This window comes from Lysinibacillus sp. GW247-5R2A, from assembly GCF_059424475.1.
Genome location: NZ_JBWKZL010000006.1, coordinates 164,626 through 176,514, shown reverse-complemented (window position 1 = coordinate 176,514; position 11,889 = coordinate 164,626). Strand labels below are relative to the sequence as shown.

Genomic DNA, 11,889 nt, shown 5'->3' with positions numbered 1-11,889 from the left:
ATTGAAATTCCCGGGGGGTTTAATTAATGACAGTTTTTCATTTCACAGGCATTAAAGGTTCTGGCATGAGTTCACTTGCACAAATCTTATTTGATGCTGGTGAACAAGTACAGGGCTCAGATGTCGATAAATATTTCTTCACGGAGCAGCCGTTACGTGAACGTAATATTCCAATTTTTACATTTAATGCAGATAATATTAAAGAAGGCATGACTGTAATTGCAGGTAATGCTTTTCCTGATGATCATCCAGAATTAATTCGTGCCCGAGAAATCGGCGTAGAGATTATTCGTTACCATAAATTTTTAGGAGAATATATTGGTAACTATATATCCATTGCCATAACAGGTGCACATGGTAAAACTTCAACTACTGGTTTAATGGCACATGTGGTAGGTGGTTATAAACCAACATCCTATTTAATTGGTGATGGTACTGGTGCTGGCCATGCAAATGCTGACTTCTTTGTGATGGAAGCGTGTGAATACCGCCGACACTTTTTAGCATATAATCCTGACTATGCGGTGATGACAAATATTGATTTTGATCACCCAGACTACTTTGCAAATATAGATGATGTCTATTCTGCTTTTCAATCATTAGCTTTACAAGTAAAGAAAGCTATTATTGCATGTGGTGATGATGAACAGCTTCAACGTATCCAAGCAAAAGTTCCAGTTGTTTATTATGGATTTGGATCTGAGAATGATTTCGAAGCTCGTAATGTTGAAAAAACGACAGAAGGTACAAAATTCGATGTTTTTGTTCGCAATGAATTTTATAGCACTTTCTTCATTCCGTTATTTGGGGATCACGCCATTTTAAATACATTAGCGGTCATTACTCTATGCGAATATGAAGGAATTTCACCTGATATTATTCAGGATCGTTTGCACACGTATAAAGGTGTAAAAAGACGTTTTACTGAAACAGATATAGGGGATAATGTATTAATAGATGACTATGCCCACCATCCAACGGAAATCCGTGCTACCATTCAATCAGCGCGCCAAAAGTTCCCAGATCGTGAGCTAGTTGCTATATTCCAACCACATACATTTACACGTACACAAGCTTTTTTACAAGATTTCGCAGATAGTCTAAGCCTTGCAGATACAGCCTATTTATGTGATATTTTTGGCTCTGCAAGAGAAACGCAAGGCGCGCTTTCTATTCAAGATTTGGCGTCATTAATCGAGGGCAGTGCAGTGATTACCACTGAAGGAATTGATATACTAACAAAACATCAAGGCGCAGTATTCTTATTTATGGGTGCTGGAGATGTTCCTAAATTCCAAGATGCTTTTGAAGCTGTGCTTAAAAACGATGAAACAGCTTAGTCCGTAGGGGTTAAGCTGTTTTTTTAAAATTTGAGCAGGAATTCCGTTTTTTTTGTCGAAGATAGGGAAAGTAATAGTAAAGAGAATTTACTAGCAGGAGGTCAACTTATGGAAGTGATTTTGTATATTGCAGCCATTATCGCTGCAATCGGGTTTTTAATTTTATGCGTGAGTGTAGGAATGACATTATTCTCGCTCAAGTCCATCTTAAGTAGTTTATCTGGCACTTTATCAGGTATTGAGGGACAAATGGAAGGGGTCACACGAGAAACAACTTCTTTATTATCCAAAACAAATAGCTTAGCAGAGGATATTCAACATAAATCTGAACAGTTAAATTCAGTGGTTCAAGCTGTTAAAGGTATTGGTGATTCTGTCAATGGTTTAAATAACTCTGTACAGCAAATTACTTCTTCTGTTTCTAAAAGTGTAGAACAAAATGAGGAAAAAATTGCGCAAGTAGTACAGTGGAGCAATGTTGCAATGGGCATTGCCGATAAATGGAAAAAGCGCAAAATCATAGAGCAAGAAACTGTATCTGAGGATGTGTATGGCTTTGAAACAGTTCAAGTAGAAAAGCCGAAAAGAAAATGGGGTCGTAAATAGTAAAAATTATTCAGTAAGTACATGGTACGGTCTGAATAAAAATAAAGTCTTGGACATAAGTTGAACATGCATCTGTAAAAAGTAGATGGACAACCTGTCTAGACAAATTTGATAATACGATGGGGAGGAATTGTTGCATGACAACTCAAAAGCCAAATTTTAACGAAGTAAAGGAAAAACAGCTTGAAAGTTCATTGCCTCAGCTTTATCATTCGCAAGATTCGATTTATGAAGAGGAGCGTGTAAACATGAAAGATTTTGTGATTGGCGCATTAGTAGGTGGAATTGTAGGTGCTGCAGCAGGTCTACTGTTGGCTCCAAAATCAGGAAAAGATTTACGTAGTGATGTGGCTGTACAAGCTGTTCATTTAAAAGATAAGAGTGCAGACTTCTCGACAACTGCAAAAGATAAAACGGTTCAACTTTCTAAACAAATTCAAGAACAATCTACACAATTAGTGGAGAAAGTAAAAACTTTAAAAACAGCAAAGGCTCCTACAGTTTTTGATGATGGGACGGTTTCCTTTGAGGGTGAAGAACCACTTGAGGATTTTGTTCCTAACGAAGAAGTAAAAGCAGAAGAGAAAAAAGGCGAAACAAAAGACTCAAATGAAGAAGTACGTGCATAATGCATAACGAAAAGGGATACGTTACATGATCATCGTGTAACGTATCCCTTTTTTTATGCGATAGGGGTTTCAGCTAATAATATTTCAAGTCGATCGCCACCGAAAATTTCCATATCAAAACTTGCAGGTTGGCCGTTTCTTAAAATCGTGAAATTTCCTTTGAATGTGCTTGGGAGCTGCCAATTAGAAAAGCGAAATACATCTTGATAAATCCAACGACTGCGATCCTTCTCTGTAAATAATACAGTGGCTCCATTGGGCACAGTTGAAAGAGGAGCTACAATCATTTGATTGACCAGTGCTTCATGTACTGTTTTGGAAAGCTCCACTACTTCATTTTGGAAATGAATGATGATTTTATCTTCCAGTAAAAGATTCATTTGGTCTGCAATGCGCTGAACAGTTGGCAATGATTGCTGCTGAAAGTTAATCATGTCACCATCTTGCACTGCATAGCTCAATTTAGTAGTTTTCCCATTAATCGTTAATTGGGAAGAAAACTCAGGTAAAAATAATGGCTGTCCATCGACATGTATTGTATAAGACTCAAATTGCTTCAATAAATGCCAGTTGTTTGTGACTTTAAAAATTTCCTCAATGGTTTCAGCTATCTCAAAAACGACACTATCCCGATCATTCAAAGCTGTATCCAGCGATGCGGGGGAGTGATTGACTAAAATTTTCGGCTCAATGACATATTTTGTATTTTGGATAGTAATGGTTTTAATTGCAGCATCATCAATAAGATCTCTCACCGTTACTGTGGCTGGCTGTCCATCTTGTCCCTCCACTAGCTGAATTTCATCGCCTGTTTTAATTAGTGTTTTCGTTGATGCTTGTTGTCCGTTGACTATTATTTCAGCTGGCTGTCCATGACCACCTGGAATGAATATATCTTGTCCGTTAACACTAATAGATAAGCCGTGACCAGGTTTTCCATACAATTGTTTAGCACGGATATTAGCCGCTAAAAATGCATCTGCAACCGTCATTTCTTTTAGCTCAAAAAGACGAACCACCTGATTATTTACCGTTAAACTCATATATTGAATAGGCATTTTTTTCGCTGCTATGGCAATACCGATTGGCGTAACTAACTCTGGCGATGCTTTGATATGCTCTTCCTTAGTAAGGTTTTGAATAGCATCAATGCCTCGAACAGCTATACGGTTTGCTGGTAAATCAAGGACTAGTCCAAGTTCTGTTGTTAAGTTAGGTGTTAAGCTACCTCCGCCAACAAGCATAACAGCCTTTGGAGCCACACGGTTATTGAGACGTAAAATTTCTTCTCCAATGGACTTTGCAAGCTGTTTGACAGCAGGTTCAATTGCTAATAAAACTTCAGCTTTTGGGTAATACTGATCAAAACCAAGAATATCTTGTATTAATATTTCTTCTGCCGTTTGAAGCTGACGCTTTGCTATTTCGGCAACAGGAAAATCTAGTAAATAATGGTCACTTAAAGCCTCTGTTATTTCATCGCCTGCTGTTGGAACCATACCATAGGCTACAACAGTACTTTTATCGGTAATGGCAATATCAGAAGTACCCGCGCCTATATCGACAAGAGCCACATTTAAACGACGCATCGTGGAAGGGATAAGGACATTAATAGCTGCAATAGGTTCTAATGTCAAAGCTTCCATTTCTAAATCAGCTCGTTTTAAAGCGGCAATTAGTGATTCGACTACAACACGAGGTAGGAACGTAGCGATGACTTCGATTTGTGCCTCGTCTCCTTGTTGATCCAAGAGGCTGCCAATTTCTTCACCATCCAAGCGATAGTAGAGGACTGAGTAGCCTACGCAGTAATAGTGGCTTATTTTGGCATCTTCTTTATGTTGTAAAAGTTGCTGTTGGGCTTGTTGAACTGCTTGGAGCTCTAAGCGACTTATATCTTCTTCTGTAAAAATAGGACGATTACGTATATTGATCGTCACGCTAGCTTGTTCAGTTTTCAAGGATCGGCCCGCTGCTGCAACGCTTACTTTCGTCAGAGGACCGTGTTTCTCTTCAAGTTCATATTTTATTGTATTTATTAATTCTGCCACATACATGACATTATGTATTTGACCATCCACCATGGCACGTTCTTTATGCTCTTTCACTACAATATCTTCTACATGATAATGGTCATTTTCTTCTTGAAGAATAATGCCGACCACTGAGCGTGTACCAATATCAAGTGCAAATAATTTAGAACTCAATGTAATCGCTTCCTTTCGCGTTATATCTCAATTTCAATTTAGCGAGTTGAAGCGCTAAATTAAAAATGCGTGACATTCTGAACAACATTGATTATAATATTGCTATTATCTAAAAATGTAACATACATTTCAGAGTTCTGAAAGTGTCTGTCATGAGGAGAGGAGCAAGAAAGCATGAGCCAAAAAGATTTAGAAAGCTTACGTAGTCAAATTGACGGATTAAACTTAGAAATTCTTCGTCTTATTAACGAACGTGCAGCTGTAGTTGATGAAATCGGTAAAATTAAAGAAAAACAAGGTGTAAATCGCTATGACCCACTGCGTGAAAGACACATGCTTGATCTTATTAAAGAACACAACCAAGGTCCATTAAACCAAATGACGGTAGATTATATATTTAAACAAATCTTTAAAACAGCTTTAAAACAACTTGAAGCTGATAAGAAGAAAGAATTACTTGTATCTCGTAAGAAAAAATCCGAAGATACAGTCATTAATATTAATGGTGAATTAATTGGACAAGGGAAGCCATCTTTCGTATTTGGTCCTTGTGCTGTTGAATCTTATGAGCAAGTAGCTGCAGTAGCGGCTTCTATTAAGGCAAAAGGTGAAAAGCTAATCCGTGGTGGTGCTTATAAGCCACGTACTTCTCCATACGACTTCCAAGGTCTTGGATTAGAAGGCTTAAAAATCTTAAAACGTGTGTCTGAGGAATATGGTTTAGGTGTTATTACTGAAATTGTGACGCCAGGTCATTTAGAGGAAGCATTAGATTATATTGATGTGATTCAAATCGGTGCACGAAATATGCAAAACTTTGAATTATTAAAAGCAGCAGGTGCAACTAATAAACCTGTCCTACTAAAACGAGGCTTAGCTGCAACGATTGATGAGTTCATCCATGCAGCGGAATACATTATGTCTAAAGGAAATGAAAATATTATCCTTTGTGAACGTGGTATTCGTACTTATGAAAAAGCGACTCGTAATACATTAGATATTTCTGCCGTACCAGTGTTAAAACAAGAAACGCATTTGCCAGTATTCGTAGATGTTACACACTCAACAGGACGTCGTGATTTATTGTTACCATGTGCCAAAGCAGCCATTGCAATCGGTGCTGATGGTGTTATGGCAGAAGTGCATCCAGATCCATCTGTAGCACTTTCTGATTCACAACAACAAATGGACATCCCAACATTCGACGCATTCTATGAAACACTACAAAAATTCATGAAAAATCATGAAATCCATGCTTAATTGTTAACAGCTAACACCGCTTGCTTACTTTGGCAGGCGGTGTTTGTTATATCGTGACAAAATAATGTCTAGAATAGGACTATTAGTACTTGGTTTTTACGTAGTTCTTCTTGAAAATAATATGAAAATTATCGTATGATAAGGCTATAATAGGAAAAAAGGGAGGCACGTACGATGACTGTTACAATTTATGATGTTGCAAGAGAAGCAAATGTTTCTATGGCAACGGTCTCTCGTGTAGTCAATGGTAATCAAAACGTAAAACCAGCAACACGAAAAAAAGTACTTGAAGTAATTGAACGATTAGAATACCGTCCAAACGCAGTAGCGCGTGGATTAGCAAGTAAGAAAACAACAACAGTTGGCGTGATTATCCCAGATATTGCAAATAATGTTTATGCAGAGCTGGCTCGTGGTGTAGAGGATATAGCCACAATGTACCGTTACAATATTATTTTAGCCAACTCAGATCAACATGAAGATAAAGAGTTACAGTTACTTGATACGATGCTTGGCAAACAAGTAGACGGTATTGTGATGATGAGTGATGAAGTAACAGAAAAGATGCAACAAACAATGGATCATTCACCGGTCCCAATTGTATTAGCAGGCTCTGTAGATGAATCGCAAACAATAGCTACTGTCAATATTGACTATTTCCAAGCGGCTTATGAAGCGATATCTTTACTGATTCAAAATGGACATACACGCATTGGTTTCGTAACGGGCCCACTTTCGTATACAATTAACGGAAAATTCAAGCTAGCAGCCTATAAGAAAGCATTACAGGGTGCTGGCCTACCAATAGATGAAGCATTAATTGCTGCTGAAGAATCTAGCTATGACATGGGCTTAGAAGCTTGGGAGATTTTATCAGCGCTTGAACAACCACCTACAGCCTATTTTGCGGGCAGTGATGAATTGGCAATTGGTTTAATTCATGGTGCACAAGACGCAGGTAAAAATGTTCCAGAGGATATCGAAGTGATTAGCTTTGAGAATTCTAAGCTAGCACGAATGGTTCGTCCACAACTAACAAGTGTTGCATTACCACTGTACGACATTGGTGCTGTTGCTATGCGCTTACTTACTAAATTGATGAGTAAGGAGACAGTCGAGGATGAGGCGGTAATTTTACCCCATCGTATTGAACATCGACAATCTGTCAAAAGTAAATAATATTCAGAAGCACGTAAATCTTATCGAGGATTTGCGTGTTTTTCATTTAAAATGGAGTGCAGGGGATGTGGCTTTAAACCAATGAAAAAAAACCCCACGAAAGATCGTGAGGAAAGGTGCTAATCTCGTTTTTCATTGCGAATAAGATGTAGTGCTTTTGCTAACATTTGAGCATTTTTTTCTTCTATTTCTGTCTTACGCGGTATGGGCTCATATAAAGGATTCGGGTCCTCCCAAGTTGGAATAAAAGGAACGGGAGCCTCAGGTTGCCAGCGGTCAAGCCATGCCTGTGGGAGAGGTCCCGTTGGTAACGCTTGGTCAGTCATTTCTAACCAGAGCATGGACCAAGCACGTGGAACAACTCGCCATATATCATAGCCACCTCCACCCACCGCAATCCACTTACCATCGCAATATTCATGGGCTAATTGGTGTGCGAGCTTTGGAATTTCACGATATATATTCATAGTGCCATGAAGATGTGTCAAAGGATCAAAATAATGGGCATCTGCTCCATTTTGTGTGAGCACAACATCTGGCTTGAAATATTCGAAAACCTCTCGCATAGATCGTTCATAGATTTCTAGGAAACTTTCATCCTCTGTAAAAGCATCCATAGGGAAATTAAAGGAGGTACCATACCCTTGTCCGTTGCCTCGCTCAGTAATATTGCCTGTTCCAGGAAATAGGTAGCGCCCTGTTTCGTGAATAGACAATGTACAAACATTCGGGTCCTCATAAAAGCTCCATTGTACACCGTCTCCATGATGTGCGTCTGTATCGACATAGAGTACACGGGCATTATATTTTTCCTGTAAGTATCGAATGGCAACCGTACTATCATTGTAAATACAAAATCCTGATGCGCGACCACGAAAACCGTGGTGTAGCCCTCCTCCAAGATTGAGGGCATGCTCAGCCTTACCTTCCATTACATAATCCACGGCCGTTAACGTTCCACCGACTAATTGGGCACTTGCTTCATGCATATTTTCAAAAATCGGTGTGTCTTCTGTGCCGATACCATAGCTTTCACATTGGGCTACCGATAATTCTCCATGTCCTGCCCTCTTCACGATATCAATATACTTAGAGTCATGGGCAAGCAGTAGCTCCTCTTCTGTGGCAACACGTGCTGGAATAATATCTACATCATCGAGAGCATCTATATTTTTTAGTAAATCCATCGTTAGCGTCAAGCGTTTATGATTAAAAGGATGTGTATCTGAAAATTTATATCCGAGTTGTTCTGGCGAGTAAACGAATACGGCCTTTTTCATTATAATGAAACACCTGGTAAATTGGGCCATAGTACATCAAAGCCTTCTTTGCGAAGGTCTTTAATCATAGCTAAAGGATTCAGTGTTTTTACTCGGACACTTAAAATTTTATTTTGCGTATTTTCAGAATCAGGATACACTAAGACGCTTTGAACATTGGCATGATGATGATGAAATATCTTTGTTATTTCAAATAAAACACCTGGCGTGTCAGCTACTCGAATTTCAATTTTTGAGCCAGGTTCCGTAGCACCGGTTAGCTCTATATATGTATAGAGTAAATCCGTTGTAGTAACTATTCCTACTAATTTCCCTCCAGAGACAATAGGTAAACAACCTACTTTAGATTCATAGAAGGTAAGAGCGACCTCTTCAACAAAATCAAGTGGATGACCAACAAGCGGATCCTTAACCATTATTTCTTCTACTTTTGCTTGAAAGACAGGAGAATTGGGTTCATCTTGTAAAGATGATGGTAAAACTTCTTTAATGTCCCGCTCTGTAATCACTCCTAGAACGTGACGTTCCTCATCTATAACTGGTAAATGGCGAACTTTTTTGTCACGCATTAGCTTTAGTGCTTCCAACACGGTATTGGTAGGAGCTAATGTGTAAGGTTCTTCATTCATAATTTCTTCTACGATCATATACGTATCCCCTTTGCATTGGTTTTAATACATGAAACGATTTCTAAAACGAAGCCTATCGAATCTTTCGATTGTTTCAGCAGGCACGCGTTTACCTTCACGCGCCATTAAACAATTTGCTGGGTGTGATGTAATTTCTGGATCATCCGTAGCAAAATATTCGAATCCGACAGAGCTCATCATCTTCTCCATCATTTTGCGATAGTCCCAAACATTTAAGCCAGTCCCCTTTAAATCCCAATGCCAATAATATTCGGTAGTGATCACCAGATAATCCTCCATTTCATCACCCATAAATGAAACGGCTAGTAATGCCTTTCCAGAACCGGTTCCCCGATAGGCGGGAATCACTTCAATGGCACCTAATTCAATCATGTCATCAATTCGATCCTCTGCCCATCGTTCAAGTGGATCAGGATAAAGATAGGTCACATAGCCTACAACGATATCTTCGTTTCGAATAATAACGATACGCCCTTCAGGGAGCCCCGCAATTTCAATAATAGCTTGTTGTTGCTGTTTTGGAGGTCTAAAGGCAACCAAGCCCTCATGGAAAGAATATGTAGCTAATTTTTCTGGAGGAACTGGTCCTTCCACATACACAGTCCCATGCTTAGTTTCCCTTTTAACAGAAAAAAAAGTTTTTTTATGTTCCATAATGCCACCACCTGAGTTTAATAATTCCATTATAGCTGATTTCATGCGTAAAAACGCTTTTTTTTGCAAAATATACCTGTATTTTTGGAAAAGTGAAAATATTAAGACAATCTCCTTAAATTCGTGTAAAATATAATACATTGCTTCTGTTATTTAACAGATGAAAGTAGTGTAATTAGGAATTCTATCATTAGTAATGTGGTAAACTGTTATATAACAAAAGCTCATATATATTTTACTTGCAACGTAAATTTATTATTTCAGCAGAGGGGATTGTTGAAAATAGCAAATGAACAGTTTCAAGTGAAAGCAACGAAAGGGGTAGTTTCATGGGGATGAAAATGAAGGAGAAGTTAACGGCTTTTGCTGGTCAGCACCATTTAATGAATTATGAAGAAGTGGCAAAATCTCATAATTGGGCTGATACGGAAAAAGCATTTAGCTGGTACGAAACAGGGTTAGTGAATATGGCGTATGAGGCAATTGATCGCCACACAGAAACACATCGTAAAAATAAAGTTGCCCTTTATTTTAATGATGGTAAACGTAAAGAGGCTTATTCATTTAATGAAATGAAAAGGTTAACGAACAAGGCTGCCAACGTTCTTAAAACAGCTACTAATCTACAAAAAGGTGATCGTTTATTTATTTTTATGCCACGTTCTCCTGAGCTTTATTTTTCATTATTAGGTGCGTTGAAAATGGGGGTTATTGTTGGACCATTATTTGAAGCATTTATGGAAGGCGCTGTGTATGATCGGCTAGCAGATAGTGAGGCGAAAGTATTAGTTACTACACCGGCATTACTTGAACGTGTACCTATCGCTAAATTACCGCATCTCGAGCACATCTTTTTAATAGGGGAAAATATTGAAGAAACATCCCAAATTCTAGACTTTAATCATCGAATGAAAGAAGCTTCAGCTCAGTTTGATATGGAATGGGTAGATCGAGAAGATGGGATGATTCTTCACTATACCTCTGGATCAACCGGTGCTCCAAAAGGAGTGCTACATGTTCATAATGCAATGCTTCAACAATACCAATCTACGCAATGGGTTCTTGATTTACGTGAGGATGATATTTACTGGTGTACTGCTGATCCAGGATGGGTGACAGGGACAGCCTATGGTATTTTTGGTCCTTGGCTAAATGGGGTGACAATGGTGATTGTTGGAGGAAGATTCTCACCGCAAGCATGGTATCAAGCCATTGAAGATTATGGTGTTACGGTATGGTATAGTGCACCAACTGCATTCCGGATGCTGATGGGGGCAGGGAGCGGCTTGCTTGAAAGCTATGACCTGTCATCTTTACGTCATGTGCTATCTGTCGGTGAACCATTGAACCCGGAAGTGATTCGTTGGGGAGTAGAAGAATTAGGTCATCGAATCCATGATACATGGTGGATGACAGAAACAGGAGCGCATATGATTTGTAATTACCCTTCAATGGATATTAAGCCAGGATCAATGGGAAAACCACTTCCAGGTATTCATGCGACGATTGTAGATGATGCTGGAAACGAAGTACCGCCGTTTACAATGGGGAATTTAGCAATTCAACGGGGTTGGCCAGCTATGATGCGTCAAATTTGGGGCAATCCAGAGCGCTATGAATCTTATTTCTTGAAAGGGCAATGGTATGTATCTGGAGATTCTGCCTATATGGATGATGACGGATACTTCTGGTTCCAAGGTCGAGTGGATGATGTCATTATGACGGCCGGAGAGCGTGTGGGACCATTCGAAGTGGAAAGCAAGCTATTGGAGCATCCAGATATTGTTGAAGCAGGAGTCATTGGTAAACCAGACCCAGTACGAGGGGAAATCATAAAAGCCTTTGTATCCTTACGAGAGGGTGTTGAACCATCAGATCAATTAATTGAGGATATAAGAGATTTTGTTAAGAAAGGCTTATCGGCTCATGCTGCACCACGTGAAATTGAATTTAAGGAAAAACTACCAAAAACACGTAGTGGTAAGATTATGCGTCGTGTGCTGAAGGCGTGGGAGTTAAATTTACCTACGGGTGACTTATCGACGATGGAAGACTGATAAAGTAAACGACATCAATTGATATTT

At 39.0% G+C, this 11,889-nt stretch carries 10 protein-coding genes; 6 read left to right on the top strand and 4 right to left on the bottom strand.

What is annotated here, in order from left to right; genetic code table 11:
* Positions 1-26 precede the first annotated feature (26 nt).
* The 3 genes from murC to AC07YC_RS11350 all read left to right on the top strand — a co-directional run bounded on the left by murC (position 27) and on the right by AC07YC_RS11350 (position 2,575).
* A complete protein-coding gene (murC, locus tag AC07YC_RS11360; RefSeq protein ID WP_008176739.1) occupies positions 27-1,340 on the top strand; it encodes a UDP-N-acetylmuramate--L-alanine ligase in 1,314 nt (437 codons plus the stop codon).
* 108 nt (positions 1,341-1,448) lie between these two features.
* Positions 1,449-1,946 carry a DUF948 domain-containing protein gene (locus AC07YC_RS11355; protein WP_043990204.1) on the top strand — a complete coding sequence of 166 codons (498 nt, stop codon included), beginning with the start codon at positions 1,449-1,451 and terminating at the stop codon, positions 1,944-1,946.
* Between the two features lie 137 nt (positions 1,947-2,083).
* Entirely contained in the window at positions 2,084-2,575 is a 492-nt protein-coding gene (locus tag AC07YC_RS11350; protein WP_336635352.1) for a YtxH domain-containing protein, read from the top strand.
* Positions 2,576-2,628: 53 nt separating this feature from the next.
* Here AC07YC_RS11350 and pilM read toward each other — a convergent pair whose 3' ends face one another.
* The gene (gene pilM / locus AC07YC_RS11345; protein ID WP_336635353.1) at positions 2,629-4,782 is read right to left on the bottom strand and encodes a pilus assembly protein PilM; all 2,154 of its coding nucleotides are present in this window, start codon (positions 4,780-4,782) and stop codon (positions 2,629-2,631) included.
* Between the two features lie 174 nt (positions 4,783-4,956).
* Between pilM and AC07YC_RS11340 the strand changes: the two genes are divergently transcribed.
* Both AC07YC_RS11340 and ccpA read left to right on the top strand, forming a co-directional pair.
* Positions 4,957-6,042, top strand: a complete 1,086-nt coding sequence (locus AC07YC_RS11340) for a bifunctional 3-deoxy-7-phosphoheptulonate synthase/chorismate mutase (protein WP_008176746.1) — start codon at positions 4,957-4,959, stop codon at positions 6,040-6,042.
* Positions 6,043-6,216: 174 nt separating this feature from the next.
* Positions 6,217-7,221 carry a catabolite control protein A gene (ccpA, locus tag AC07YC_RS11335; protein WP_494919400.1) on the top strand — a complete coding sequence of 335 codons (1,005 nt, stop codon included), beginning with the start codon at positions 6,217-6,219 and terminating at the stop codon, positions 7,219-7,221.
* A 119-nt stretch (positions 7,222-7,340) separates the two neighbouring features.
* Here the strand turns inward: ccpA and AC07YC_RS11330 are convergent, their stop codons facing one another.
* From AC07YC_RS11330 to AC07YC_RS11320, 3 genes are read right to left on the bottom strand one after another with little or no spacing between them, the layout of a single operon-like run.
* The gene (locus AC07YC_RS11330; protein WP_336635354.1) at positions 7,341-8,501 is read right to left on the bottom strand and encodes an acetoin utilization protein AcuC; all 1,161 of its coding nucleotides are present in this window, start codon (positions 8,499-8,501) and stop codon (positions 7,341-7,343) included.
* On the bottom strand, positions 8,501-9,148 hold the full coding sequence (locus AC07YC_RS11325) for an acetoin utilization AcuB family protein (protein WP_336635355.1): 648 nt from the start codon (positions 9,146-9,148) through the stop codon (positions 8,501-8,503). The genes AC07YC_RS11330 and AC07YC_RS11325 overlap by 1 nt, the downstream gene beginning before the upstream one ends.
* A 24-nt stretch (positions 9,149-9,172) precedes the next feature.
* The gene (locus AC07YC_RS11320; RefSeq protein WP_336635356.1) at positions 9,173-9,805 is read right to left on the bottom strand and encodes a GNAT family N-acetyltransferase; all 633 of its coding nucleotides are present in this window, start codon (positions 9,803-9,805) and stop codon (positions 9,173-9,175) included.
* Positions 9,806-10,134: 329 nt separating this feature from the next.
* Between AC07YC_RS11320 and acsA the strand changes: the two genes are divergently transcribed.
* Positions 10,135-11,862 (top strand): acetate--CoA ligase, encoded by a 1,728-nt coding sequence (gene acsA, locus AC07YC_RS11315; protein WP_494919398.1) that lies wholly within the window; start codon positions 10,135-10,137, stop codon positions 11,860-11,862.
* Positions 11,863-11,889 lie beyond the last annotated feature (27 nt).